The organism is Flavobacterium cucumis (assembly GCF_900148835.1).
Lineage (GTDB): Bacteria > Bacteroidota > Bacteroidia > Flavobacteriales > Flavobacteriaceae > Flavobacterium > Flavobacterium cucumis.
The window spans coordinates 109018-134747 of sequence record NZ_FRYK01000001.1 but is presented as its reverse complement, the minus strand read 5'-3'; the positions used below and the strand labels follow the sequence as shown (position 1 = coordinate 134747).

Genomic DNA, 25730 nt, shown 5'->3' with positions numbered 1-25730 from the left:
ATAGTTAAAACTAATTCAATTTTAAGAAATAATTTTAATTAAAAACTTACATTTGCTACTCTTAAAAGATTAAAAGTTATGTCAGATACAATCGAAAAAGTAAAATGTTTAATTATAGGTTCTGGTCCAGCAGGTTATACTGCAGCAATCTATGCGGCTAGAGCGAATATGAATCCAGTTTTATATCAAGGACAGCAACCTGGAGGTCAGTTAACAACAACTAATGAAGTTGAAAATTTTCCTGGATATCCTGATGGTGTAACCGGACCTGAAATGATGGTTCAGTTGCAAGAGCAAGCAAAACGTTTTGGTTCGGATATTCGTGATGGTTGGGCTACTAAAGTAGATTTCTCTGGAGCTATTCATAAAGTTTGGATTAATGATACGATTGAAATCCACGCAGAAACGGTAATTATTTCTACTGGAGCATCCGCTAAATATTTAGGATTAGCATCGGAGCAACATTATTTAAAATTAGGTGGTGGTGTTTCAGCTTGTGCTGTTTGTGATGGATTTTTCTATAGAAATCAGGAAGTGGTAATCGTTGGAGCAGGAGATAGTGCTTGTGAAGAAGCACATTACTTATCTAAATTATGTAAAAAAGTTACGATGTTGGTTCGTAGTGATAAATTTAGAGCTTCTAAAATTATGGCAGAACGTGTACAGAAAACGGAGAACATCGAAATTTTAATGCATACGGAAACGGAAGAAGTTTTAGGTGATGGACAAGTGGTGACAGGAGTAAAAGCTAAAAATAGAGCTACAGGAGAAGTTATTGAAATTCCAGCAACAGGATTTTTCGTAGCGATTGGTCACAAGCCAAATACTGATATTTTTGCAGATTATATTACGTTGGACGAAACAGGCTATATTGTAAATGTACCAGGAAGTTCAAAAACAAATGTACCAGGTGTATTTGTTGCAGGTGATGCGGCAGATCATGTTTATCGTCAGGCAATTACAGCTGCGGGTACAGGTTGTATGGCTGCCTTAGATGCAGAACGTTATTTAGCTTCGAAAGGGTAATTATTAACAACATAAAAAAGCTCCTTTTTTTAAAAAAAAGGAGCTTTTTTATGTTGTTTCGTTACTTATCTGTTATTTTCTTTTTTGTAAAGGGTAGCGTTATCAGTAAACTTTCCAATAGTTATTTTGGGTTCTCCAAATAATTCGAGTTGGGATTTTCCAGAAGACTCAATGTGGATTTCTTTACTAACACTTGTTGCACATTTTGAATAACTTTCAATGTCAATTTCAAGATTTTCTATTGCGAATTTTTTAGCTGTTAAATCGGAATTATTATCAAGTCTAAATTTTGCATTGGTAGTAGTTCCTTCAACAGTAGCGCTACTTTTTTGATACATGTCAATTTTGGTATCTGTAGCAGTAATTAGAGCTTTTAATTCACTGTTTTTACTTAATTCTAAAGTAGTGTTCTCAGATTTAACATTTATTTCTGCTTCTGATTTGTCATCTAGAATTAAGGAGAAATTTTTTGATTTTACGTTGAGAAAAGACTTAGATTCGTTGTAATTTTTGATTGTTATATTCGTTACATCTAAATCAGCTAGCGCTTTTAAAACGGTTTCGTTTCGTGCAATAATTAATTTTAGACTGTCTGAATAGTTTATTCTTACCGAAAATTTTTTGAAGCTAATTGCTTCTTTCAAAGCATTAATTCTTAATGTATTTCCTGAGACTTCATAATTGATAATTTCGTGAAGATTATCATCCGCCTCTATTTCTAATGAAGTTTGTTCTCCTTTTACTAATAAGACTTCGAAATTATCATTTACTTCAATATTTTCAAAGCTTTTCAATTCTTTGAGTGTTATAGTAACTATTTTAGATCCTTTTATTTTATCTTTTTTTTGACAAAAGGATGACGAAGTTGCAATGAACGCAACAAGTAAAAAGAGGATTTTTTTTAACATTATTAGTTGTATTTATTCTACAAATATAAAAAAACATCGGTGTAAGTTCCGATGTTTTTAAATTATATTATTGCTTCTATCATAGCAGCTATGAAAGTAAATACAAATTCTATTATTTGAATGACTAGCTTTATCATGAGAATAGTTTTTAGTTTAGTTGATTGCAGTGTAAAATTAAATATTTTTAAAGGTTTGAATATTAATAATTTGTTAAAAATTTTTCAAACAGTCTGTTCTTAATTTCCATCTACGCTTCCTCCAGAAGTTTCTTCTTTTTCGATTGATTTTGGAGCTTGAACATATTCTATTGTACTTCCGCTAGAAGCCTTGGCATCTAATTTTAAAATAGGCTTAACTCGAGTTGTACTTCCGCTAGTTGATTGTGAATAGACATCATTTGCGGCTAATTCATTTGCGTCAATTTCACTTCCACTTGATGAGGCAGTTGTTAGCTTTAAGGCTTTACCTGCAACGGTAATATTGCTTCCGCTTGACGATTCACAACTTATGCTTTCGTATTCTAGTTTGGCATTGATTTCACTACCACTGCTAGATTTTATAGCTAATGATGTGCCTCTTAATGTGTTTTTTGTGTTTATTCGAGATCCGCTGGTACTCTCCAATCCTGAAATTGTATTCATTCGAATTCTTACATCAATCGATGAAAGGGTATTAATGTTGCCTTCCATTTTAACAATTAAAGTTCCGTTTTCAACCTTAGTAATCACATATTGCAATAGATTATCATCGGTTTCTACTTCTACTGCATTTGGTGTGCCTTGTTCTACAAGTAAATTAATACCTGTACTTACAGTAACTTTCTCAAATGACTCTTTAATTGTTCTTTTTTCTGTTACTACATTACCACTTCCTTCAATTCCGTCTCCAAAATTTAGATTGGTATTGCAGGAAAAAAAAGACAATGAAATGATAAAGAGAAATAGTTTAATAGCTGTTTTCATAATCGATTAATTTTGGATTAGTTATTTTTTTGTGTCAATTTCGATTTTAACATTTTGAGTTTCCTTTTCACTCTTTTTTTTGATTAAGATACCATTGGAGTCAAAAATTATAGTAGACGAATCTTCATTTGTATTTTCATTGTTTTCTGAATTATTATTAGGGAAACAATTCAAACATTTGATTTTATCAGATTCCACTTGAAAAATTGGATTCTTGGTGTCGTATTCGTTTTCGTCGAAAAAGTCATAATCACTGCTATCGTAGTTGCTATAATGTTCGTCTGTTTTAAAAATAGTTCCTTTTGGTAAGAATAAATAGATTTCAACTTCTTGACCTCTGAATTTATTTTCTACTGCTGTTAGTAAGTAATTATCTAGAATAATGGTATTTCCATCAATCTTGTAATTGTATTTAATTTTTTCAGCACGTGTTTTTGCTTGTGAAGTTGATTTTCCATTCGCTAGTTTTTCAATTAACATGTATGGAGTAGCTTCATCAGTGTATTTGATTTCAATAGACACATTATTCGAATAAATGATTTCATTATTCCCTTCGTCTTGGGTTATTTTGAAATCGTGATTTCTGTAATTGCTTTTTGAATAGAAATCATTGTTTTTAAATTTAATATTTAGTGTATCTTTTGGTGTAATTGAAATGAGTTCTTTTTGAACAGATTTTCCCTCAAATGCTAATTGAGAAGCTTCGTTAATTCCTAATGAAATGATGATCCCTACCGCAATAATCCAAACGGCTAATAAGCTATACTTTACATAATTACCAATAGATCTTAAATTGTTTACCATTAATTTTAAACCTAAAATTAGTAAGAAAAATAAAGGGATGCCAAATCCAAGAAGCAATAAAATTCCTTGAACCCATAGGGGTGTTTCTAATCCAATTGGCGTATTGATATGATTTAGTATGTAATTATCAGGCATTGTGGATGAAAATATCATGATGATGCTTGTGATAATAATTCCAATTAGACCAATTCCAGAGAAAAAGATGATAAAAGAACCGATTAGTTTTGCGAATACTTTGAAGATGGTAGAAATGACCTCCTCAATGGTAGATCCAATTCTTGTAGCACCTGATTTAGCTGTATTTGCAATCTTTTCATGATCGATATTACTAAATTTCGAAGCAATATCGTCAAAACCTTCCTTTACTTTTTTTTCGATATTTGAAATGGTTATAGGTTCGCCTTTCATTTCTAATTTCTGAGTTGTGGTAACCGCTTCAGGAACTAAAATCCACAAAACGATGTAAACAAATAAACCCGTTCCAAATCCGAAGAATAAAATCACCATGATGATGCGTAACCATAGTGTATCAATTCCTAAATAGTGACCCAAACCAGCCATTACGCCACCAAGCATGCCGTTTTCTTTATCACGATACAATCGCTTTGAAGGATAATAGAAATTAGTAGAAGAAGCGGTAGATTGATATGTTGTCTTCTCATCATCTATTTTATAATCTTCAGGCTGTCCCATAATCGAGATTACTTCTTCAATTTCGGTTAATCCGACAACTTGTTTCTCATTTTTTAAACGCTCTTGGAAGAGTTCAGCAATACGGCTTTCAATATCTTTCATGATTTCGTCTCTTCCATCAGGCGAAAGTGAACGTTTCACCGCATCAAAATAACGCGATAATTTTTGATAGGCATCTTCGTCGATGTGAAAGAAAAAACCTCCTAAATTTATACTTATTGTTTTGTTCATGACCTTTAGTTTTGACTTGTTATTATGTTTACTGCATCTGATAATTCTTTCCAGGTGCCATTTAATTCTTGTAAAAATTCTTTGCCTTCATCGGTTAAACCGTAATATTTTCTTGGTGGTCCCGATGTGGATTCTTCCCAACGATAATTTAATAATCCATCGTTTTTTAGCCTTGTTAGTAGTGGATAAACGGTGCCTTCCACAACTAGTAGTTTAGCATTTTTTAGCGTATCCAATATTTCAGAAGTATATGCATCTTTTTCTTTTAATACGGATAAGATACAAAATTCCAAAACACCTTTTCGCATTTGTGCTTTAGTGTTTTCAATGTTCATAATTCCCTTTGTTTTTTTTAATTAGACTGTTCATTTTTTGATTCTTTTTGCTTTCGCAGTGATTGATTTGATGATTGAAAATTAGATTACCTATTATTTTCTTATACAAAGATAAGTCTAAAAGAAGGTATTATGTTACGCATAGTACTTATATTTAACAAAAAATTAACAAATAAAAAATAATAGGAATGCATAGTATTTTTTGTATTTTTACAACAAAATCAATAGAATATGCAGTTTACACCATCAAAATTAAATGCTTTTATGTTTTTCAAATTACCTTCTGCTTTTTGGAGCGGGGTAAGAGTAAAGTCAATTTCACCAGAGGTTTGTGAGGTTACCGTAAAGCACCGTTGGTTCAACCAGAATCCTTTTAATTCCATGTATTTTGCTGTACAAGCTATGGCAGCCGAATTTACAACTGGTGCTTTAGTTATGTTTCAAATAAAGCAAAGTAAAAAAAGCATTTCGATGTTAGTAGCTCAAAATAAAAGTGTCTTTACAAAAAAGGCAACAGGAAGAATTACTTTTACTTGCAATCAAGGAAACTTAATAAAAGAAACGATTCAAAAAGCTGTAGCTACTAATGAAGGGCAAACCATTTGGTTAACTTCTATTGGTAAGAATGAAAAAGGAGAACAAGTTTCTGAAATGCAATTTGAGTGGACAATTAAAGTTAGAGGTTAAAAGTTTCAAGTTTCACGTTCTTTAATCACTCGATATCTGAAACTTGAAACGCTTAGTAACAGCAAACCAAACTAATCCTAAACATAAGTTAATTAACTTTCATTACCGATTTTTTGATAGTAAATTTGATGAAAAAGGAAAAGAAAATGACGGTTTTAATTACAGGAGCTACTGGGCTAGTTGGACAAGAATTGGTAAGTTTATTGCTTCAAAATGGATTTACGGTTCATTATTTGTCTACTTCAAAATCAAAATTGGTTTCGCAAAATAATTACAAAGGTTTTTATTGGAATCCCAAGACATCTGAAATCGATTTGAATGCTTTAACAGATGTTGAGGTTATTGTACATTTAGCTGGAGCAAGTGTTGCCAAGAAGTGGACGCCTTCTTACAAGCAAGAAATTATTGAGAGTAGAGTTCTTTCTACACGACTTTTATATAAAGCTCTTCAAAAAAATTCGCATCAAGTGAAACATATCGTTTCCGCATCTGCTATTGGTATATACCCAAACGATTTAAATTACATTTATCATGAAACTGATGATAGGGTAGATAATTCGTTTCTAGGTAATGTAGTGCAACAATGGGAAGATGAAGTGAATCAATTTGAGAAACTGCATATTAAGGTAGCTAAAATTAGAATAGGAATCGTTTTAGCGAAAAATGGTGGAGCTTTATTAGAAATGGCGAAACCAATTAAAATGGGTGTTGGGGCAGCTTTTGGTTCTGGGGAGCACTACCAATCTTGGATTCACATTCAAGATTTGGTTGGCATTTTCCAATTCGTTATTGAAAATCAGTACTCTGGAGTTTTTAATGGTGTTGCACCCTATCCAGTAACGAACTCTGAACTTACAAAGACTATTGCCAAAACTTTAGGGAAACCATTGTTCCTTCCCAATATTCCACAATTTGTCATGAGAATTATGTTGGGCGAAATGCATCAGATTTTATTTTCAAGTCAACATGTAAGTTGTAGAAAATTACTTGATTTGAAATATCAATTCAAATTTGCTTCTCTTGAAAGAGCTTTAAATGATTTATTAAAATAAAAAAAAACCGCCATTTTATTGGCGGTTTTGGTTTTATTGTTTTGTTGCTTTTAATTTTACAACTAATTCAATTTCATCATTCACAAACTTGTCTTTTAAATCATCAAATATAGATTTTGAAGCATAGTTTACATTCCAAAGTGTTCTGTTAATTTGAAAGGCATCAGAAGTTAATGTCATATTGTTTCCTTCGTAAGCAACAGTTGCTGGAAATGTAACGGGTTTAGTAACTCCTTTTAAAGTTAAATTTCCATTTACGTTAGCTTTCCCGTTTTCAGATGTGATAGAAGTAATTTCAAACATCCCTTCTGGGAATTTACTTACATTAAAGAAGTGATCTTCTCCTTCTTTGTCACCTGTACCTTTTAAATGAGCCTCTAAATCTTCTTTTCCGTCACCTGCTTTTAAATCAGTTACCACAATCGAATTCATATCGATTACAAATTTACCGCTTTGAATGCTGTCATTCTTAACCGCAACTTCTCCTGATTTTAAACTGATGGTTCCGTTGTGTTTTCCTGCAGGTTTAGAACCAATCCACTCAATGACTGAAGCTGTTGTGTCTACCACAAATGTTGTACTTTCTGCTGATGCAGTTGCAACTTCACCAGCTTCACCAGCTTCATTTTTTTCTCCTTTACAAGCTACATTCATTGTGATTGTAGCCAAAACGAATAAACTTAAAATGCTTTTTTTCATGATATAATTTTTTTGTTTGTCACAAACTTACTTCTAAACTTAATTTAAATCTCTTAAAAAGTTGCTAAAATTTATCTTTCAATTAATTTGCTGACAATTTGACATTTTACAACTTTTGGCAATACATTTGCAATCGCATTTACTAAAGTCACAATGTTTAAAAAAATATTTAAAAATATGAGTCAAGAAAGTACTGAAAACATCGATAAGGAAAACATTAATATTGAGAATGTTTCAGAAAATCAAGAGATTAATGCTCCAGAGCTTACAGTTGAAGAGCAATTACAAGAAGAATTAGCGAAAGAGAAGGATAAGTTTTTGAGACTTTTTGCTGAATTTGAAAATTATAAAAAGCGTACTGCTAAAGAACGAATTGATTTATTTAAAACGGCTAATCAAGAGGTTTTACAAGCAATGTTACCTGTGTTAGATGATTTCGATAGAGCTTGGGCGCAAATTTCTAAATCTCAAGAGGAAGCTTTAGTGACAGGAGTTCAATTGATACATGATAAATTGAAATCAACTTTAGTCTCTAAAGGGTTAGAAGAAGTTGAAGTAAAAGCAGGAGATGCTTTTGATGCTGATTTTGCAGAAGCGATAACACAAATTCCAGCCCCATCAGATGATTTGAAAGGAAAAATTGTTGATGTGATTGAAAAAGGATATAAATTAGGTGATAAAATAATTCGTTTCCCAAAGGTTGTGATTGGAAATTAGTTTCCAATCACAACCTTTTGTAGAAACGCGTTTCATCGCGTTTTAATTATTTATAACAATATTTTAAAATGAAAAAAGATTTTTACGAAATATTAGGCATCACTAAAAGCGCTACTCCTGAGGAAATTAAGAAAGCGTATCGAAAGAAAGCAATCGAATTTCACCCGGATAAAAATCCAGGAAATAAAGAAGCTGAAGAAAATTTCAAATTAGCAGCTGAGGCGTATGAAGTTTTGAGTGACCCTGACAAAAAGGCTCGTTATGATCAATACGGACACCAAGCATTTGAAAATGGTGGCTTTGGAGGCGGTCATCATATGAATATGGACGATATTTTCAGTCAATTTGGTGATATTTTTGGAGGTGCTTTTGGAGGCGGAGGTTTCTCTGGTTTCGGAGGTGGTTTTGGTGGCGGTGGCCAACGCAGAGTTAAAGGAAGTAATCTTCGTATTAAAGTAAAATTAACTTTAGAAGAGATTGCGAATGGAGTTGAAAAGAAAGTAAAAGTTAAACGCAAAGTTCAAGCTAAAGGTGTTACTTACAGAACGTGTCCAACTTGTAATGGTTCGGGACAAATTATGAAAGTAGCCAATACTATTTTAGGTAGAATGCAAACCGCAACTACATGTCATGTTTGTAGTGGTTCTGGTCAAATTTTGGATCAAAAACCTGCTGGAGCTGATGTACAAGGAATGTTGTTAGAAGACGATACCGTTTCAATCAAAATTCCAGCTGGAGTTGTAGATGGAATGCAATTAAAAGTCGCTGGTAAAGGTAACGAAGCACCAGGAACTAATAGTATACCAGGGGATTTAATTGTTGCTATCGAAGAAGTCGAACACGAATTTTTAAAGCGTGAAGGCGAAAACTTACATTACGATTTATATATTAGTTTTGCAGAAGCGGCTTTAGGTGTCTCTAAAGAAATAGATACTGTTTCAGGAAAAGTACGAATTAAATTAGAAGAAGGAATTCAATCGGGTAAAATTCTTCGCTTAAAAGGAAAGGGGATTCCAAGTTTGAATTCATATGGAAATGGGGACTTATTAGTTCATGTAAATGTTTGGACACCAAAAGTTTTAAATAAAGAACAAAAGCAGTTTTTTGAGAAAATGCTTACAGATGAAAATTTCATTCCGAAGCCTGAAAAGTCAGATAAATCTTTTTTTGAAAAAGTTAAAGATATGTTTTCATAATTAAATAAATATTAATACATTTGAAACTCACTTTCTTAGGAAGGTGAGTTTTTCTTTTTCATAGCAATTTTTCCCATCCTTTAGCAATAAAGGGTGGGTTTTTTTTGTAACAAAATCAGTATATTTACTACTTATTAATAACAAAAATTCATTCTTTTTCACATATGAGCAACATTCTCGAAGTACAAAATGTAGTGAAGCAATATGGCGATTATACCGCTTTAAATAATGTTTCCCTTCAAGTTCCAAAAGGTAGTATTTACGGACTTTTAGGTCCAAATGGTGCTGGAAAAACCTCTTTAATCCGTATTATTAATCAAATTACTATGCCTGATAGCGGTATTGTATTTTTAGATGGTGAAAAGTTACATCCTGAACATGTAAAGCACATTGGCTATATGCCTGAAGAACGCGGTTTATACAAAACCATGAAAGTAGGAGAACAATGTTTGTATTTGGCTCAACTAAAAGGAATGTCCGAAGCAGAGGCTAAAAAACAATTGAAATATTGGTTTGAAAAGTTCGAAATTCAAGGGTGGTGGGACAAGAAAATTCAAGAACTTTCAAAAGGGATGGCACAGAAAATTCAGTTTATTGTAACGGTTTTGCACCAACCTAAATTATTGATTTTAGACGAACCATTCTCAGGTTTCGATCCAGTGAATGCGAATTTAATCAAAGATGAAATCATCGAACTAAATAAAAAAGGAACTTCTGTAATTTTTTCTACACATCGAATGGAATCGGTGGAAGAAATGTGTGATTACATCGCATTGATTCACAAATCAAATAAATTAATTGAAGGAAAATTAGATGATGTGAAACGCCAACATCGAACGAATACTTATCAAGTCGGAATTGTTACCAATAACATCGAAGGTTTAATGTTGCAGTTGACACATAAGTTTACCTTAAATCAAACCAATTTCAAATCGTTAAACGATGATTTAAAATTAGAAGTGCATTTGGGTCAATACCATTCAAATGACTTGCTTTCCATCTTAACTCAATTCGGACAAGTGACCCATTTTGTGGAAAAAATACCAACTGTTAACGATATTTTCATTCAAACTGTAAGTCAATAATTATGAGCGTATTATCTTTAATTATCAAAAGAGAATTTATTGCAAAAGTGCGCAATAAATCATTTATCGTAATGACTTTTTTAGGTCCGTTATTGATTGTGGGAATGACGTTTTTAATTGCGTATTTATCAAGTGTAAATAAAGGCGATATTAAAACTATTGGAGTTCATGATAGTGCCAATGTGTTTGTAAATGATTTTAAGAATTCAGAAGATATTAAATATGTAAACCTTTCAAATTTGTCTTTTGATAAGGCAAAAGATTCATCTAATAATGCTTTTGAGGGGTTAATTTATGTTCCAGAAGTTCAAAATATTTCAGAATTAGCCACTAAAACAACGTATATTTCAGATGATAGTCCAAAAATGGATTTCTTAATGAATTTACAAAAAGTCATTGATACTAAATTAAATAAAGAAAATCTGAAGAAGTTAGGTTTTGATGCAGATACAATTGAGAAAGCTAAAATCAAATCAGAGGTGCAATTTGCAAAATTTTCTGGTGAAGATGGATTAAAATTCTTAAATGAAATCAAAATCGGAATAGGTTTCGCTTTCGGATATTTAATTATGATGTTTATCATTATCTATGGAAATATGGTAATGCGAAGTGTTATCGAAGAAAAGACAAATCGTATTATTGAAATTATCATTTCTTCAGTAAAACCATTCCAATTGATGATGGGAAAAATCATTGGAACTTCATTAGCGGGTATTTTACAATTCTTAATTTGGATTGTATTAGGAGTTATTCTAATGTTTTCGTTGTCAGCTGTTTTAGGTGGTCAACAAGAAGCCGTTGCAACTGCTCAAGTTTCAGCTGAGCAGGCGGAAGTTGCTATGAGTTTTGTGGATAAATTACAACTGTATATAGCTGAAATTCCTGTGGCATCTATATTGATAGGTTTTGTAATTTTCTTTATTGGAGGTTACTTTTTATACAGTTCGTTTTACGCTGCCATTGGAGCCGCAGTAGATTCGGAAACCGATTCACAACAGTTTTTAATGCCTATCATTATGCCGCTAATGTTAGCGGTTTATGTTGGGTTTTTGACGGTAATGAATGACCCTCACGGAACAGTCGCAGTGGTCTTCTCTTTAATCCCATTAACTTCGCCAATTGTGATGTTGATGCGAATTCCATTTGGTGTCCCATTATGGCAATTAACACTTTCTGTAGTTTTATTGTATGGAACGTTTATCTTTGTAGTCTGGTTTGCGGCAAAAATCTACCGAGTTGGGATTTTAATGTACGGAAAAAAACCAAGCTGGAAAGAATTATACAAGTGGTTGAAATATTAAAAGAGGTTATGAGTTTATGTGTTTATAAGTTTAAGAGTTTTTCCCCTTTTAAACTTTTAAACTCTCGCCTTTTAAACTAAAAAAAATGAGTAAAATCCTTATTATAGAAGACGAAGCGGCTATTCGAAGAGTGTTAGTAAAAATACTCTCTGAAGAAAATGATTCGTATAAAGTAGAAGAGGCCGAAGACGGTTTACAAGGAGTCGAAAAAGTCAAAAATGAAGATTATGACTTAATTCTATGTGATATCAAAATGCCAAAAATGGACGGTGTTGAGGTGTTAGAAGCGGTAAAGAAAATAAAGCCAGAAATTCCAATAGTGATGATTTCGGGTCATGGCGATTTGGATACGGCTATTAATACCATGCGTTTAGGGGCATTTGATTACATTTCCAAACCGCCCGATTTGAATCGTTTATTGAATACGGTTCGAAACGCATTAGACAAAAAACAATTAGTTGTAGAGAACAAAATCTTAAAAAAGAAAGTTTCTAAAAACTACGAAATGATAGGAAATAGCGAAGCTATCAATCACATTAAAACGATGATTGAAAAAGTCGCTCCAACCGATGCCCGAGTTTTAATTACAGGTCCAAACGGAACAGGAAAAGAACTAGTAGCACATCAATTGCATGAAAGAAGTGAGCGTTCATCAGCTCCTATTATTGAGGTGAACTGTGCGGCTATTCCCTCTGAATTAATTGAAAGTGAATTATTCGGTCACGTTAAAGGTGCTTTTACTTCGGCTGTAAAAGATAGAGCAGGTAAGTTTGAAGCTGCTGATGGTGGAACAATTTTCTTAGATGAAATTGGTGATATGAGTTTATCAGCTCAAGCAAAGGTTTTACGTGCTTTACAAGAGAATTTGATTCAACGTGTGGGTGCTGATAAAGACATTAAAGTCAATGTTCGTGTGGTTGCTGCTACCAATAAAGATTTGAAAAAAGAAATTGAAGAAGGTAGATTCAGAGAAGATTTGTATCATAGATTAGCGGTAATTTTAATAAAGGTTCCTGCTTTGAATGATAGGAGAGATGATATCCCTGAGTTAATTGAGCATTTTGCTGCTAAGATTGCTTCAGAGCAAGGGACTTCTCCAAAATCATTTTCAAAATCGGCAATCAAATTATTACAAGAATACGATTGGACAGGAAATATCCGTGAATTGCGAAATGTAGTGGAACGCTTGATTATTTTAGGTGGTAACGAAATTTCAGAACAAGATGTAAAACTGTTTGCGAGTAAATAAACTTTGTAAAATGTAAAAGGTTGCCTATTGACCATTACCCTTTACCTATTACCATAAAAAAATGCAATTAAAAAAAATAAATCCTAACCTACAGAAAGCACTTATCGAAAACGATTTTATTGAAGCCAATGAGTTGCAGGAAGCGACATTTTCAACCATTAAAAGTGGTGTGGATGCGGTGATTCAAGCGCCAAAGAGTTCAGGAAAAACGATTACTATTCTGATGAATGTGATTCAGAAAATGGAAAAGCCAGTCGGTGAAAGTACACGTGCTTTAATTTTAGTTCAAGACAAAGAAAAAGTACTTGAAGCAGTTGAACTCTTCAAAAAATTGAATCGGTATAACAACTTAAGAGTTTTTGGTGTTCATGAAAAAGGCGATATCGATTATGACAAAAACCAAATTTCATTAGGAATGGACGTATTAATTGGAACACCCATTCGTATTAACGACATGTTTTCATCAGCAGGATTCAATATGACTACGATCAAAATGTTTGTAGTGGATGATGTGGAGGAAATGTTGCGCAAACGCGAAGATGCTATTATCCAACGACTTTCTATGAGTGCTGAGAAAACCCAACGTTTATTTTTCTGTTCACAAATTACAGAGCGAGTAGAAATTTTAGCCGACAGAATAATGATTGAGCCACTTTTCTTCGAAATGGAAGATGACGAATAAAAAAACGCCTGAAGTAATTCAGGCGTTTTTAGTTTTATTTCATTTGATCTAAACCTCTTTTTCTTAGTAGTGGTTCAGTACTAGGTTCGGCACCTCTAAAACTTTTGTAAAGTTCCATTGGATCTTCCGTTCCTCCTTTTTCTAAAACATTTTTTCGGAATGATTTTGCGTAATCTTGATTGAATAATCCGTTTATTTTGAATACTTCAAAAGCATCTGTGTCCAAAACTCCAGACCAGATATAACTATAATATCCAGCTGAATAACCACCAGCAAAAATATGATTGAAGTACGTACTTCTATATCTCGGAATAATAGTGCTTGGTAAGTTAATTTTATTCATAGCTTCTTTCTCAAAAGTTTCAGCGTTAACCGAAATATTTCCTTTTTGAGTGTGGTATTGCATGTCTAAAAGAGAAGCCGCTAAATATTCTGTTGTTGCAAATCCTTGATCAAAAGTTCCTGCTTTTTGCATTTTTGCAATTAACGCTTCTGGGATCACTTCTCCTGTTTTATAATGTTTCGCATACATTTTCATTACCTCAGGTTCAGCAGCCCAGTTTTCCATAATTTGAGATGGTAATTCTACGAAATCTCTTGGAACACTTGTACCTGCAATACTTTCATAAGTTACGTTTGATAATAATCCGTGTAAAGCGTGTCCAAATTCATGGAAGAATGTACTTACTTCATCAAAAGTTAATAAAGCTGGAGCGTTTTCTGTTGGTTTAGTAAAATTACAAACAATTGAAACTACAGGGGCAACACGTTTACCATTTTCCATTTTTTGAGTTCGGTACGATGTCATCCAAGCTCCACCTCTTTTAGAAGCTCTTGGGTGAAAATCCATATATAAAATTCCAATATGAGAACCATCAGCTTCGGTAACTTCCCAAACGGTTACATCTTGGTGGTATTTAGGAACATCATTTAACTGTTTGAACTGTAATCCATATAAATTTTTACAAACGGTAAAAACCCCTTCTCTTGTTTTTTCTAAACTAAAGTAAGGTTTCATTTCTTGTTCGTCTAAATCAAAACGCTCTTTTCTTATTTTTTCAGCGTAGTATCTCCAATCATAAGGTTGTACCTCATCTTTGATTCCATCTTTCAGCATCATTTCTTTGATGTCAGCGGCTTCTTTGTTTGCCATATTTAAAGCAGGAGTCCATAAATCCATCAATAATTTAGTTGCGGTTTCAGGATTTTTAGCCATCGATTTTTCTAACACATAATCTGCATGTGTTTCATAACCTAGAAGTCGCGCTTTTTCACTTCTTAAATTTGCAATTTGGATCGCCAATTCTTTGTTGTCTTTGTCGTTATTGTTGTTTGCTCTCATTTGGTAAGCGTTCCAAATTTCCTTACGCAATTTTCTGTTCGAACTGTATTGTAAAAAAGGCATAACACTTGAATTTGATAAAGTAAATACCCATTTTCCAGCTTTGCCTTTTGCTTTAGCATCATTAGCCGCGGTTTCAATTAGTTCATTTGGTAATCCAGCTAAATCTTTTTTGTCAGTGATTACTAATTCATACGAATTGGTTTCAGCCAAAATATTTTGTCCGTATTTTAAAGTGGCTACTGCCATTTCAGCATTGATTTCTCTTAATCTCTTTTTGCTATCTTCCGATAAGTTAGCACCACTTCTGACAAAGTTTTTGTAAAGATTTTCAAGTGTTTTAGCTTGCTCTTTGTTTAATTTGAAGTTTTTTTGATTGTTCCAAACGGTTTTTACTCTTTTGAATAAAGCGTCATTCAAATAAATATTGTCACTGTGCGCGGATAGTTTCGGAGCCAATTCTTTTGCAATGGACTGAATTTCTTCATTAGTATTCGCACTATTTAAGTTGTAAAAAACCGTACTCACTTTAGCTAGTAATTTACCCGAATTTTCCATAGCTAAAACCGTGTTGTCAAACGTTGGTTTTTCTTTGTTGGTAACAATGGCGTTGATTTCGGCTTCTTGTTTTTTAATTCCCTCTAGAATAGCAGGTTTAAAATGTTCGTTTTTGATTAAGTGAAAAGGTGGGACCTGATAAGGTGTTGTATACGTTTCAAAAAACGGATTCATAGTAGTTTTGTTTTTGTCTTGTGAATTAACCGTTACAGCAGTAGTGAGTGCTGAAAATAATAGTATTGTTTTGATTTTCATTTTGTGAAATTTAAAACGTAAAAATAATAGATTTCGAGATGGAAGTCTAAAACTTAACTATATTTTATGAAATATAATGGTAGCATTTCGAAATCTAATTTTTAAAACTATCTTTGCACCTTCAAAAATCTAAGTAAAAAGACTTTACACTTTTTACTTCTAACTTTTTACTTTAAAAATGATTACAGTTAACGATATTGCCGTAGAATTTGGCGGAACCACTCTTTTTAGCGAAGTAACTTTTGCCATTAATGAAACCGATAAAATTGCCCTTATGGGGAAAAATGGAGCAGGAAAATCTACGCTTTTAAAAATTGTTGCAGGAGTAAATAAACCAACTCGCGGTGTAATTTCGGCGCCAAGCGATGCTGTTATTGCTTATTTACCGCAACATTTGTTAACAGAAGATAACTGTACGGTAATGGAAGAAACATCAAAAGCGTTTGCTTCGGTGTTGAATATGAAAAAAGAAATTGACGAAATCAATGAACAATTGACTATTCGTACCGACTATGAAAGCGATGACTACATGAAATTAATTGAAAAAGTTTCGGAATTATCTGAAAAGTATTATTCAATTGAAGAAGTAAATTACGAAGCGGAAGTTGAAAAAATATTGAAAGGATTAGGATTTGAAAGAGAAGATTTCAATCGTCCAACAAAAGAGTTTTCTGGTGGTTGGAGAATGCGAATTGAATTGGCAAAAATCCTATTAACGAAACCCGATTTAATTCTTTTGGATGAGCCAACGAATCACTTAGATATGGATAGTATCGAATGGTTAGAAGAATTTTTAATTACGCAAGCCAAAGCGGTTATGGTAATTTCTCACGATAGAGCATTTGTAGATAACATTACAAATCGTACTATAGAAGTTACAATGGGTAGAATTTATGACTACAAAGCTAAATATTCACACTATTTAGAATTGCGAAAAGACAGACGCGTTCACCAACAAAAAGCATATGAAGAGCAGCAAAAATTCATTGCCGATAATCAAGCTTTTATTGAACGTTTTCGAGGAACTTTTTCTAAAACCGAACAAGTGCAATCACGTGTTAGAATGTTAGAAAAAATTGTTCCTATAGAAGTAGATGAAATTGATACTTCGGCTTTAAAGTTGAAGTTTCCACCATCAGCTCGTTCAGGTCAATATCCTGTAATTGTGAAGGATTTAGAAAAATCATACGGTGATAAATTAATTTTTAAAGACGCTAATTTAGTTATAGAACGCGGTCAAAAAGTAGCTTTCGTTGGTAAAAATGGTGAAGGTAAATCAACCATGATTAAAGCTATCATGAAAGAAATTGAAATTAATGGAGGTTCTGTAGAAATTGGTCACAATGCTCAAATTGGATATTTTGCGCAAAATCAAGCGGCTCAATTAGACGAAAACGCAACTATTTTTGAAACGATTGATAGGATTGCTGTCGGTGATGTTCGTACACAAATCAAAAATATCCTTGGTGCCTTTATGTTTCAAGGTGATGATATTCAAAAGAAAGTGAAGGTGCTCTCTGGAGGAGAAAAAACGCGTTTAGCAATGATTAAGTTATTGTTAGAACCCGTGAATCTTCTGATTTTAGATGAGCCATCCAACCATCTAGATATGAAAACGAAAGACATCATCAAAGATGCTTTACGTGATTTTGATGGAACTCTAATTTTAGTTTCTCACGACCGTGATTTCTTAGATGGTTTAGCAGAAAAAGTATTTGAATTTGGAAATAAACGTGTGAAAGAGCATTTCGAAGACATTAAAGGCTTCTTAGCGCATAAGAAAATGGATTCATTAAAAGAGATCGAAAAATAAATAATTAAACAACAGTTAAAAGCTCCGATTGGAGCTTTTTTATTTTTTATTGGATTCTTATATTTGATATATTTGCTCATATCAAGCAATAAATATATGAAATTTAGCTACTTATTAATCGCATTTGTTTTTTTCTCTTGTGGTACAAATAGTACCAAGATAGTTTGGACTCCTTATGATGAGACGCCCGAGATTGAGCGTTTGGCAACTAATGAAAATGAAAGAATGCGCTTTAAACTCATTCAGTCTAATAATTTAGATAAAAATGATATTTTTAAATCCATTCACAAACAAATAGAAAATTTTGGTGAAGAAGAATACAAAACGCTTCTTCCTTACATTTTGGATAAAGATATTTTGACGATTCAAAGTAATATTGATGCTAAAAAATTAAACTATGAAAAGTTAACCAAATGGTATTTGTATCGTATTTTGAAGTTTGAAAGTAATCGGGAGACTTTTCTGAATGCGATTCTTTCAATTAATGCAAATGCAGTAGCAGAGGCGAAATTGCGCGACAAAAATCGTACTAAAAGTAACTCACATCCAATTTATGGAATGCCTGTTTTATTGAAAGATAATATCAATACAAAAGAAATGCCCACTACCGCTGGTGCAGTTGTATTAAAAAATAATACTACTAATGACGCTTTTATTGTTGACCAATTAAAAAACAAGGGAGGTATTATTTTGGGTAAAGTTAATTTAAGTGAGTGGGCTTATTTCCTTTGCGATGGCTGTCCTAGTGGTTATAGTGCATTAGGAGGGCAAACGTTAAATCCTTATGGAAGAACAATTTTTGATACCGGAGGATCCAGTTCAGGAAGTGGTGTAGCAGTAGCAGCAAATTATGCAGTAGCTGCTGTGGGGTCTGAGACATCTGGTTCTATTATCTCACCATCAAGTCAAAATTCTATTGTGGGACTTAAACCAACCATAGGTAAAGTTAGTAGAACTGGTATTATTCCCATTTCATCTACATTGGACACCGCTGGACCCATGGCGAAAAATGTGATCGATACTGCCATTTTGTTATCTGCTATTATGGGGTATGATTCTGAAGATACCACTACAGTTCGTTCACAGGATGATATTTCGTGGGATAAATTTTCAGAGAATGCATTAAAAGGAAAACGTATTGGTGTTTTTAAAGCTTATTTGAGTAATCCTATTTATCAAAAAACAATAGCTAACTTAAAGATGCAGGGCGTTGAAATTATTGAAGTTGAATCTCAAAATGTAAATTTTAATGGGTTTGTCACTTTTTTGAATGCAGATATGAAAGTGGACTTGCCTAAGTATTTGAAATCGTATTCTTCGGTTTATGAAAATTTTAAAACAGTTGATGATATTGTTACTTTTAACAAACAAGACAGCATTTTGAGAATTCCTTATGGACAAGCTTTGTTTGAAGGAATTGTGGCAGAAACAATTTCTGAAGAGGACTTTGCAAAATTGAAGGGAACCTTTTATAGTGAAGCTGTTTCTTTTTTTGAGACTCCAATGAAAAAGCATGATTTAGATGCTATTGTATCTATAAATAATTACAATTCGGGTCATGCTGCTATGGCAAAATATCCTTGTTTGGGTGTTCCTATGGGGTACAGTGATACTGGAGAGCCAGTTGGGATTACTTTTATTGCAAGACCTTTTGAAGAAGAAAAACTATTACAAATTGGATATGCTTTTGAAAAATTAAATCCAGTTAGAATAGCTCCGAAAGGATATAATTGATTCTTGATTATTTAATTCTTCGTAGACAAGCTGTAATTAATCAAAGTTTTATAAAATCTAGGAAAACCAATAGTGTTAATTTCTGTTGTTTCTAATTTTGGATTATTTGCTACATTCAAAGTGTCAGCTCTTTTATCATTATATAAGGGCATTTCAATACTAACTAGTTTATTATTAGATAAGTTCAGATTTTTGATAATTCCATTTGTGTAATAGAAGGATTCTATTTTATTATCAGAAAAATTAACAGATTCAAGATTTCTTATCTCATTAAAAACAACTTTTTTTGAAATTCTATTATGACTAAAATTTAGTTTTTTAATTCCTTTGGGAAGTTTGTTTTCTTCGAAAGTTGCTATTCTATTTTTAGAAATATTAAGATCAATAATCGTGAATTTTGATAAATCAGGTTGTGTTTTTAAATTTCTATTCGATAAATCAAGATGATAAATGGTGTCATATTGATTTAATTCATTCATATTGAATTTTGTGTAAGTTTTACAGCTTGATAGTTGAATAAGTATTATTAATAAAACAGCTTTCTTCATGAATTTTTTTTAAAGTAAAATTATAACTTCTTGAGTGTGTAATTATAAGGGTTATTAGATTCTAAATGCATAGTAAAATGTAAGTTACCATCCTTAAAATAGAATGATGCTTCTTTTTTTATTTTAATATTTGCAAGATTTGTTAAATCCAAAAACAGTAAGTTTTTGATCATTTCATAAGTTCCTTTGAAAGTTGGGTATATAGCTTTTTCTGAAAAAAAATAATAAAACTCATTCTCATTTCTAAATTCGAAAATCACTTCTCGATTATCGCCTCTAATTGAAGCTTTATAATCTTGTTGCGAAATTTTATTGCGATAGCGTTTTTGCATTTTTTCCGATAAAACTATCGAATCGTTTTCAACTTTATAAAAATAATCATTATTGAAAATTTCAATAACTTTCCATTTGCCAAGTAAAGCTTTGTTCTCTTGGCCAATTATCATATTCGATAAAAATACTATTAGAATCGTAATTATTTGCTTCATAAAAAGATATTTTTAAATTTCATTCCAAAATTCATTTCTTCTTCCACTTTTCAAAACCCATAACACTTGACTTGATTTCTTTTTGCCATTGCTTTCCAAATACTTTGTTGAGATGCTCAAAAATCAAGGCATTTTTAGCTTCATATTCTTTAAAATTTATCGGAGCTATACAACCAAAATCATGAAATTTCACATTGTATTTTTTAGCAAATGCCAAATCTTCTTTTGTGATTACAGAGGCAATTCCACCTAAGACATAAATTGTTTTAGTATTCGAGTTGATTTCGATTTTAATCGTGTCGTTTTGTTTCTTCTCTTGTGCATGAAGTGCAAAGCTGAATAAAACAATTATGATAATTTGTTTAAAGTTCATCTTTAAATTCTTTGTAGATTTTTATTCGTTTTTCTTTTGAGATGTTTTTTGTCGTAATGATGATTACACCAAATTTTCCTTTTTCACCATACATCGATTTAGCTTTTTCATCTTTCCAAACGGTTACAGATTCAATCTCATTAGGATTTAAATATTCCATAACTTCATATTTTAAAATGGAATCATTTACTACAATCAGAGGTTTTTCTCTATTAATTATGTTTGTAGACTTTTTTGGTTTAGTTATTATGGTGTCTTGACTGAAACTTAAGTGGAAAGTCATAAAAAATAGCAATAAGAATAGGATTAATTGTCTTTTCATAAATTGATACTTTAAGTATATTTTTTTATTTTTTGATTGTGATGATCACTACCCCTTTTTCTCCTTTTTTACCATAAATTTTTACAGCATCTGCAGGTTGGATGACTTCAATTTTTTCAATTTTTTGTTTGCTCAATGGTGCATACGGACTCGTAGGTTTTTCTCCAAATAACGATTCTTCTGAATATTCCACTCCGTTAATAAAATAGACAGGTTCTTTTAGTTCAATAATCGATTCAATTTCTTCTGGATTGATATTGTTTAGTGATTTTTTACTCACTTTTCCATCAATCAAAAGTAAATCGTCGTTGGTTGTTTTTTTGTCTGTTTCCTGAGTAGTTTCAGCTAAATTCATTGTGAAATCATAACGCTTCCCTTTTGCTAAATAACCAGAATCATTTGCAGAAGCTGAATTTGAAATGTTATTATTGTAAGTTGGAACCAAACTCGTTTTTGCCATTTCTTGAACTTCTTCCATAGCAATAGGAACCGGAATCATAATTTCTTTTTTTGATTTATAATTTATGGTGTCGTTAATTACAATGTTGTTTTGAATCACAATTTGTTGTTGTAAAATTTTTTCGGCGTCTTTTTTAATTTCGGGAGTTGTATTTACAAGTCCATTTGCTGTTTCGGGTGTTGAAATATTGTTTTTTGATGAATCAATTGTAGTAACTCTATTTTCTGGAGTAACTACACTTTCTTTTTTTTGTAGCAAGAAAAACGTTAATGTTCCCACCAAAACTAGCGATGCTGCAACCGCTAATTTTTTCCACAAATGTTTCTCCTTTTGAAGCGTTTGGGTTTCCATTTTGTCTTCCACGCGCGCCCAAATTTTCTCCATTCCTGGGAAGTCTTTTTGGGCTGCGTTTTCGGCAGCTTGTTGTATTTTTTTATATAATTTTTCTTCTGTTCCCATGACTATTTTGCTTTTTGATAATAAAAAGTTCTTACCAATTCTTTTAATTTACTTTTCGCCGCATTTAATTGCGATTTTGATGTTCCTTCACTTATGCCAAGTTGTTCTGCAATTTCTTTGTGCGAATAGCCTTCGATCACAAATAAATTAAAAATGGTTTGGCATCCATCGGGAATGTATTGGAGTAAATTGAGCAAATCTTCTTCTTCTAAATCGGTCACTTCATCGGCTAAGGGTTGCGAATTGTAACTCACATCTTCCAAGTACAAATTAAAATTAATGTTCTTTTTAATTTGTAACAGGCAATTGTTTACCGTTATTTTTCGTGCCCAAGCTTCAAAAGCCAAATCCTCTTTTAATTGATCTATTTTCGTAAATACGGTAAAAAAAGCATCGGCCAATACCTCTTCAATTTCTTCCTCCTTTTTTAAATACCGCTTGCATAAACGATAAAGTTTGGGTGCCATTATTTCATACACCAAGCGTTGCGCTTCGCGGTGTTGTTTTCGACAGCCTTGTATGTGTTTTACATCCATTGGTAAACTTGCTTTTTTATATAGAGAAGGAAAGTTGATAAAAGGTTGGGACGACTTTAAAATAGTTACATAAAAAAATCGCAAGCGATTAAACTTGCGATTATAAAAGTATAAAATAATATAGTGTTACACGGCGAAAAACGCTTCTAATTCTTTTAAGGTTTCTTCTGAGGTCATGATGTCTTTGACTACTTCTCCTTTATTTAAAGCTACAATACGATTGCAAACTTCAACAGTATGCATTAAATCGTGACTCGATATTAGAACAGTTACATTTGGATTTTCTGCCAATTCTTTTATAATTTTTTTTAATCGGTTTACCGTTGTTGGATCTAAATTAGCAAAAGGCTCGTCTAAAATTACCACTTCAGGATTTCCAATTAGAGTAGCGATGATACCTACTTTTTTCATGTTTCCTTTCGATAAATCACGTAGGTATTTTTTGGTGTTAAGAATTTCGTTGTTAAAAAATTCTTCATATTTTTTTAATAAAGCATCTACATCTGCTTTATTTTGACCGCGTAATTCCCCAATAAAATAAAAATATTCTTCAGCTGTTAAATAACCAATTAAGAAACTTTCATCTAAAAAGGCACCTGTGAAATTTTTCCAATTTTCGCTAGTATTTACGGCTACATTGTGATTGATAATGCCTCCAGAAGTTGGTTCGATTAAATCTAATAGTAAACTGAAAAAAGTTGTTTTTCCAGCACCATTATTCCCCACTAAACCAAAACTTTGTCCTTTAGGGATTTCTAGTTCTTGAATGTTTAAAACAGTGGTAGCGTTATATTTTTTGGTAAGATTTTGTACTTGTATCATGATAATTTATGGTATTTAAATTAATTTTTTTGTTTGTAAGCTACAATGGCATTGTATTTTTCTTTCTGAAATATTTTTTCAATAAGAAAGAAGATTCTCGATTTGAAAAGTAATCCTAATATTCCGAAGCAAGCAATTAAAGCTAGCCCGATATGAATATTATCTGCTAATAGGCCAACCCCAAATAGTAAAATTGGGATTATCATCTGAGACAGAGAAAATAACAACGTTTTTATATTGAACGCTTTTTTATCACCAAAAGCTCCCTTAGCTGATTCTAAATCTATTGCTGTTCGGGTGTAAGCTCCGGTAAATAACACTAAGAAAGAGTTAAATCCGATGTTATAAACTCCAACAGCTAAAATTGTTACGTAGATTTCCCATCCAAAGTAAATATAAAATGAGGCCAATAGCATGCTAATTGCTGTTCCTATCACCATTAACCACCATTTTGAATTCAAATATTCTTTATACGAAATACTTTGTGTCATCATGAGTTGATAATAGGAACTGTCCCAGCTAGGAACAAATTGTCCGAAGTTAATTAAAAATCCACCTGTTACGAAAACAGCTGCAAAGGCTTGCATTACCGAATTCTTGTAAATATCTTGGGTGAAGAAGATCAAACCATAAAGCAAGAAAAAGAAACTCATGTATAAAGTTGTTTTTGCTCGTTTGTTTCGCATTAATAATTTGATATCGTTTTTTAAAAAAGTTCCTAAAGTTCCAAACTGATTTAACCAAGTTAGATCGTTGGATTTGGCTAGATTCTTTTTTATGTGCAATCTTTCATCTAATGTTAAATCTTTTTTGAAGAAATTAAATGTAAAATAATAGATGATTAATAAGGCTAAAATTGGAAGTAAAACCATCCAAAATTGTTCATATAGACCTTGGAATAAGGATTGCGTATATATCGTTATGTCAAACAATTGATAATATTGAGATGCAATTAACCCTATAACAATTGTAACAACAATTCCAAAAAGTACATCTTTGTTATTGATTAAAATGTTTAAGAAATTAATAAATAGAATTACACTTAAAATTCCAATATGCCAAGTGATTACGCCTAAAGCATTATATCCATTTAATAGTAAAATAAGACTAAAGGGGATAAAGAAGAAAGCGTGTGTAGTGTTGAAATAGTTTAAAACTGTTTTGCCTAATGAAAAATGTACAATTGTGTCTTTTTTTATTGGTAAAACCAATAAAGGTCGAATAGTTAATGTTGGGATTTTTTGAAAAAAGTAACGCATTGTCATATCGACAAAAAGGTAATAAATCATGTATTTATTTACCGTTTCTAATGGTTCTAGGCCTACTTTTTTTAATCCGTAAAAAGCACCAATACCAGCAAAAGCAAACATGGTAGCAAAATATAAAAATAGAAGTGCCATGAAAATTTTAAAAGCCAAATTGGTTTTAAACGATGCCGACCGAACGAAAGATTTCCATTCAAGGGTAAGAAAATGTTTAATCATAATTTTTTAGTTTCTTATTTGTAGTATTTTCTTATCAATTGTTACGAGTTTATTTCAGAAAGTTTAGTTTGTATATTGTAGTTTCTAAAGTTTCGGTATCATTATCTTCACACAATAAGAATTCTAATTCGTTTTTAGTTTCATTGTAAAGTGTAATCCCTTCAAATTTTTGATGCTCTGAAAGTAAATGAATGTCAATTATTTCAAATGTTGGTGCATGCATAACGCCTAGAATAGTTCCTAAAACTTCACCATCTTCATAAGTAGATTCCGTATTTTCGGCACAAGCCAAGAAATATATTTTGTCGCCAACTAAAATGGCATCTGTAAAAGTTGTTTCAACATCATCTAGAGTAGGAAGTGTAATTGGTAGAAATCGGATACCATCTTCTTGATTGTTTGGAATTATAAAAATACCATTCTTGCCGTTTTTAGAGTTTCCTCTTTGGAATAGAAGCATGGTTTGATATGCATAAATGGCACCTTCAATATTCAATTGGTCATCGGTAAAAGAACCAACGGTTTTTAATTTTTGGTATAATGCCGTTAGATCTTGTATTTGCAGCACATCTGAACCCAAATCTAAAGTGAACATCGTATTTCGTTTTTGGGTAGAACCCGAACCCAGCATGATAAGCTGATTCCCATGTTGTGTAATGCATTCCAAATCGAGTTTGTGTTCTTTTTCGATATTTTCTCGGGCCTCTTTTACTAGTGGAAATTTTAATAAAAGTTTTTTATCCATGTCATATTGGTATAAAAAACTACTAGAATCGGAAATTACAAATAAGACCATTTGGGTGTATAATAGACCTGATGCAGCCGAAATACCTTTTATGGTAAAGAAGTTAGTAAGTTTGAATTTTTCCATATTTTTACAGAATAGTTATAAATTTTAGCGCAAATTAG

The 25730-nt window shown here is 32.2% G+C and carries 26 protein-coding genes; 11 read left to right on the top strand and 15 right to left on the bottom strand.

The genetic code is table 11. From position 1 onward, the window contains the following. The first annotated feature begins 78 nt into the window (after positions 1-78). Entirely contained in the window at positions 79-1026 is a 948-nt protein-coding gene (gene trxB / locus BUE95_RS00620; protein WP_073580466.1) for a thioredoxin-disulfide reductase, read from the top strand. Between the two features lie 65 nt (positions 1027-1091). Here the strand turns inward: trxB and BUE95_RS00615 are convergent, their stop codons facing one another. The 4 genes from BUE95_RS00615 to BUE95_RS00600 all read right to left on the bottom strand — a co-directional run bounded on the left by BUE95_RS00615 (position 1092) and on the right by BUE95_RS00600 (position 4959). Further along, positions 1092-1934, bottom strand: a complete 843-nt coding sequence (locus BUE95_RS00615; RefSeq protein ID WP_073580464.1) for a GIN domain-containing protein — start codon at positions 1932-1934, stop codon at positions 1092-1094. 236 nt (positions 1935-2170) lie between these two features. After that, positions 2171-2896 carry a head GIN domain-containing protein gene (locus BUE95_RS00610; RefSeq protein ID WP_084530205.1) on the bottom strand — a complete coding sequence of 242 codons (726 nt, stop codon included), beginning with the start codon at positions 2894-2896 and terminating at the stop codon, positions 2171-2173. Positions 2897-2917: 21 nt separating this feature from the next. Beyond that, positions 2918-4624 carry a PspC domain-containing protein gene (locus tag BUE95_RS00605; RefSeq protein ID WP_073580460.1) on the bottom strand — a complete coding sequence of 569 codons (1707 nt, stop codon included), beginning with the start codon at positions 4622-4624 and terminating at the stop codon, positions 2918-2920. A 5-nt stretch (positions 4625-4629) separates the two neighbouring features. Further along, entirely contained in the window at positions 4630-4959 is a 330-nt protein-coding gene (locus BUE95_RS00600) for a PadR family transcriptional regulator (RefSeq protein WP_026724567.1), read from the bottom strand. 231 nt (positions 4960-5190) lie between these two features. Between BUE95_RS00600 and BUE95_RS00595 the strand changes: the two genes are divergently transcribed. Then, complete coding sequence (locus BUE95_RS00595; protein ID WP_073580458.1) at positions 5191-5646, top strand: DUF4442 domain-containing protein; 456 nt, start codon at positions 5191-5193, stop codon at positions 5644-5646. 128 nt (positions 5647-5774) lie between these two features. Continuing rightward, positions 5775-6698: a TIGR01777 family oxidoreductase gene (locus tag BUE95_RS00590; RefSeq protein ID WP_084530204.1), complete on the top strand. Its 924-nt coding sequence runs from the start codon at positions 5775-5777 to the stop codon at positions 6696-6698. A 33-nt stretch (positions 6699-6731) separates the two neighbouring features. Here the strand turns inward: BUE95_RS00590 and BUE95_RS00585 are convergent, their stop codons facing one another. After that, entirely contained in the window at positions 6732-7397 is a 666-nt protein-coding gene (locus tag BUE95_RS00585) for a YceI family protein (RefSeq protein ID WP_073580456.1), read from the bottom strand. A gap of 153 nt (positions 7398-7550) precedes the next feature. Here BUE95_RS00585 and BUE95_RS00580 point away from each other — a divergent pair, with 153 nt between their 5' ends. The 6 genes from BUE95_RS00580 (at position 7551) to BUE95_RS00555 (ending at position 13627) form a co-directional block, all read left to right on the top strand. After that, positions 7551-8114 (top strand): nucleotide exchange factor GrpE, encoded by a 564-nt coding sequence (locus BUE95_RS00580; protein ID WP_073580454.1) that lies wholly within the window; start codon positions 7551-7553, stop codon positions 8112-8114. 68 nt (positions 8115-8182) lie between these two features. After that, the gene (gene dnaJ, locus BUE95_RS00575) at positions 8183-9310 is read left to right on the top strand and encodes a molecular chaperone DnaJ (RefSeq protein WP_073580452.1); all 1128 of its coding nucleotides are present in this window, start codon (positions 8183-8185) and stop codon (positions 9308-9310) included. A gap of 164 nt (positions 9311-9474) precedes the next feature. Then, positions 9475-10395 (top strand): ABC transporter ATP-binding protein, encoded by a 921-nt coding sequence (locus BUE95_RS00570; RefSeq protein ID WP_073580450.1) that lies wholly within the window; start codon positions 9475-9477, stop codon positions 10393-10395. A gap of 2 nt (positions 10396-10397) precedes the next feature. Next, the gene (locus BUE95_RS00565; protein WP_073580448.1) at positions 10398-11696 is read left to right on the top strand and encodes an ABC transporter permease; all 1299 of its coding nucleotides are present in this window, start codon (positions 10398-10400) and stop codon (positions 11694-11696) included. Positions 11697-11781: 85 nt separating this feature from the next. Next, on the top strand, positions 11782-12945 hold the full coding sequence (locus BUE95_RS00560; RefSeq protein ID WP_073580446.1) for a sigma-54-dependent transcriptional regulator: 1164 nt from the start codon (positions 11782-11784) through the stop codon (positions 12943-12945). Between the two features lie 61 nt (positions 12946-13006). Further along, entirely contained in the window at positions 13007-13627 is a 621-nt protein-coding gene (locus BUE95_RS00555) for a DEAD/DEAH box helicase (RefSeq protein ID WP_073580444.1), read from the top strand. Positions 13628-13661: 34 nt separating this feature from the next. On the opposite strand, the gene BUE95_RS00550 is transcribed toward BUE95_RS00555, so the two are convergent. Next, a complete protein-coding gene (locus BUE95_RS00550; protein WP_073580442.1) occupies positions 13662-15782 on the bottom strand; it encodes a M3 family metallopeptidase in 2121 nt (706 codons plus the stop codon). 178 nt (positions 15783-15960) lie between these two features. On the opposite strand from BUE95_RS00550, the gene BUE95_RS00545 reads away from it, so the two are divergent. Together BUE95_RS00545 and BUE95_RS00540 are read left to right on the top strand one after the other, a co-directional pair. Next, positions 15961-17595 (top strand): ABC-F family ATP-binding cassette domain-containing protein, encoded by a 1635-nt coding sequence (locus BUE95_RS00545; protein WP_073580440.1) that lies wholly within the window; start codon positions 15961-15963, stop codon positions 17593-17595. Positions 17596-17691: 96 nt separating this feature from the next. Further along, the gene (locus BUE95_RS00540; protein ID WP_073580438.1) at positions 17692-19329 is read left to right on the top strand and encodes an amidase family protein; all 1638 of its coding nucleotides are present in this window, start codon (positions 17692-17694) and stop codon (positions 19327-19329) included. Positions 19330-19340: 11 nt separating this feature from the next. Here the strand turns inward: BUE95_RS00540 and BUE95_RS00535 are convergent, their stop codons facing one another. The 9 genes from BUE95_RS00535 to BUE95_RS00495 all read right to left on the bottom strand — a co-directional run bounded on the left by BUE95_RS00535 (position 19341) and on the right by BUE95_RS00495 (position 25692). After that, complete coding sequence (locus BUE95_RS00535) at positions 19341-19877, bottom strand: leucine-rich repeat domain-containing protein (protein WP_143165206.1); 537 nt, start codon at positions 19875-19877, stop codon at positions 19341-19343. Between the two features lie 20 nt (positions 19878-19897). Continuing rightward, on the bottom strand, positions 19898-20365 hold the full coding sequence (locus BUE95_RS00530; RefSeq protein ID WP_143165205.1) for a hypothetical protein: 468 nt from the start codon (positions 20363-20365) through the stop codon (positions 19898-19900). A gap of 31 nt (positions 20366-20396) precedes the next feature. Further along, on the bottom strand, positions 20397-20738 hold the full coding sequence (locus BUE95_RS00525; protein WP_073580432.1) for an FEKKY domain-containing protein: 342 nt from the start codon (positions 20736-20738) through the stop codon (positions 20397-20399). After that, positions 20728-21060, bottom strand: a complete 333-nt coding sequence (locus BUE95_RS00520) for a hypothetical protein (protein ID WP_143165204.1) — start codon at positions 21058-21060, stop codon at positions 20728-20730. The genes BUE95_RS00525 and BUE95_RS00520 overlap by 11 nt, the downstream gene beginning before the upstream one ends. 25 nt (positions 21061-21085) lie before the next feature. After that, the gene (locus BUE95_RS00515) at positions 21086-21979 is read right to left on the bottom strand and encodes a hypothetical protein (RefSeq protein ID WP_073580428.1); all 894 of its coding nucleotides are present in this window, start codon (positions 21977-21979) and stop codon (positions 21086-21088) included. Between the two features lie 2 nt (positions 21980-21981). Further along, on the bottom strand, positions 21982-22515 hold the full coding sequence (locus BUE95_RS00510) for an RNA polymerase sigma factor (RefSeq protein ID WP_073582322.1): 534 nt from the start codon (positions 22513-22515) through the stop codon (positions 21982-21984). Between the two features lie 126 nt (positions 22516-22641). Beyond that, the gene (locus BUE95_RS00505; protein ID WP_073580426.1) at positions 22642-23337 is read right to left on the bottom strand and encodes an ABC transporter ATP-binding protein; all 696 of its coding nucleotides are present in this window, start codon (positions 23335-23337) and stop codon (positions 22642-22644) included. Positions 23338-23357: 20 nt separating this feature from the next. Beyond that, a complete protein-coding gene (locus BUE95_RS00500) occupies positions 23358-24821 on the bottom strand; it encodes a DUF5687 family protein (RefSeq protein ID WP_073580424.1) in 1464 nt (487 codons plus the stop codon). 49 nt (positions 24822-24870) lie between these two features. Continuing rightward, the gene (locus BUE95_RS00495; RefSeq protein WP_073580422.1) at positions 24871-25692 is read right to left on the bottom strand and encodes a DUF6929 family protein; all 822 of its coding nucleotides are present in this window, start codon (positions 25690-25692) and stop codon (positions 24871-24873) included. Between the last annotated feature and the right edge of the window lie 38 nt (positions 25693-25730).

Excerpts from the sequence above, each read along its gene's own strand:
- trxB (WP_073580466.1), top strand. The coding sequence starts at position 79 with ATGTCAGATACAATCGAAAAAGTAAAATGTTTAATTATAGGTTCTGGT.
- BUE95_RS00615 (WP_073580464.1), bottom strand. The coding sequence starts at position 1,934 with ATGTTAAAAAAAATCCTCTTTTTACTTGTTGCGTTCATTGCAACTTCG.
- BUE95_RS00610 (WP_084530205.1), bottom strand. The coding sequence starts at position 2,896 with ATGAAAACAGCTATTAAACTATTTCTCTTTATCATTTCATTGTCTTTT.
- BUE95_RS00605 (WP_073580460.1), bottom strand. The coding sequence starts at position 4,624 with ATGAACAAAACAATAAGTATAAATTTAGGAGGTTTTTTCTTTCACATC.
- BUE95_RS00600 (WP_026724567.1), bottom strand. The coding sequence starts at position 4,959 with ATGAACATTGAAAACACTAAAGCACAAATGCGAAAAGGTGTTTTGGAA.
- BUE95_RS00595 (WP_073580458.1), top strand. The coding sequence starts at position 5,191 with ATGCAGTTTACACCATCAAAATTAAATGCTTTTATGTTTTTCAAATTA.
- BUE95_RS00590 (WP_084530204.1), top strand. The coding sequence starts at position 5,775 with ATGAAAAAGGAAAAGAAAATGACGGTTTTAATTACAGGAGCTACTGGG.
- BUE95_RS00585 (WP_073580456.1), bottom strand. The coding sequence starts at position 7,397 with ATGAAAAAAAGCATTTTAAGTTTATTCGTTTTGGCTACAATCACAATG.
- BUE95_RS00580 (WP_073580454.1), top strand. The coding sequence starts at position 7,551 with ATGTTTAAAAAAATATTTAAAAATATGAGTCAAGAAAGTACTGAAAAC.
- dnaJ (WP_073580452.1), top strand. The coding sequence starts at position 8,183 with ATGAAAAAAGATTTTTACGAAATATTAGGCATCACTAAAAGCGCTACT.
- BUE95_RS00570 (WP_073580450.1), top strand. The coding sequence starts at position 9,475 with ATGAGCAACATTCTCGAAGTACAAAATGTAGTGAAGCAATATGGCGAT.
- BUE95_RS00565 (WP_073580448.1), top strand. The coding sequence starts at position 10,398 with ATGAGCGTATTATCTTTAATTATCAAAAGAGAATTTATTGCAAAAGTG.
- BUE95_RS00560 (WP_073580446.1), top strand. The coding sequence starts at position 11,782 with ATGAGTAAAATCCTTATTATAGAAGACGAAGCGGCTATTCGAAGAGTG.
- BUE95_RS00555 (WP_073580444.1), top strand. The coding sequence starts at position 13,007 with ATGCAATTAAAAAAAATAAATCCTAACCTACAGAAAGCACTTATCGAA.
- BUE95_RS00550 (WP_073580442.1), bottom strand. The coding sequence starts at position 15,782 with ATGAAAATCAAAACAATACTATTATTTTCAGCACTCACTACTGCTGTA.
- BUE95_RS00545 (WP_073580440.1), top strand. The coding sequence starts at position 15,961 with ATGATTACAGTTAACGATATTGCCGTAGAATTTGGCGGAACCACTCTT.
- BUE95_RS00540 (WP_073580438.1), top strand. The coding sequence starts at position 17,692 with ATGAAATTTAGCTACTTATTAATCGCATTTGTTTTTTTCTCTTGTGGT.
- BUE95_RS00535 (WP_143165206.1), bottom strand. The coding sequence starts at position 19,877 with ATGAAGAAAGCTGTTTTATTAATAATACTTATTCAACTATCAAGCTGT.
- BUE95_RS00530 (WP_143165205.1), bottom strand. The coding sequence starts at position 20,365 with ATGAAGCAAATAATTACGATTCTAATAGTATTTTTATCGAATATGATA.
- BUE95_RS00525 (WP_073580432.1), bottom strand. The coding sequence starts at position 20,738 with ATGAACTTTAAACAAATTATCATAATTGTTTTATTCAGCTTTGCACTT.
- BUE95_RS00520 (WP_143165204.1), bottom strand. The coding sequence starts at position 21,060 with ATGAAAAGACAATTAATCCTATTCTTATTGCTATTTTTTATGACTTTC.
- BUE95_RS00515 (WP_073580428.1), bottom strand. The coding sequence starts at position 21,979 with ATGGGAACAGAAGAAAAATTATATAAAAAAATACAACAAGCTGCCGAA.
- BUE95_RS00510 (WP_073582322.1), bottom strand. The coding sequence starts at position 22,515 with ATGGATGTAAAACACATACAAGGCTGTCGAAAACAACACCGCGAAGCG.
- BUE95_RS00505 (WP_073580426.1), bottom strand. The coding sequence starts at position 23,337 with ATGATACAAGTACAAAATCTTACCAAAAAATATAACGCTACCACTGTT.
- BUE95_RS00500 (WP_073580424.1), bottom strand. The coding sequence starts at position 24,821 with ATGATTAAACATTTTCTTACCCTTGAATGGAAATCTTTCGTTCGGTCG.
- BUE95_RS00495 (WP_073580422.1), bottom strand. The coding sequence starts at position 25,692 with ATGGAAAAATTCAAACTTACTAACTTCTTTACCATAAAAGGTATTTCG.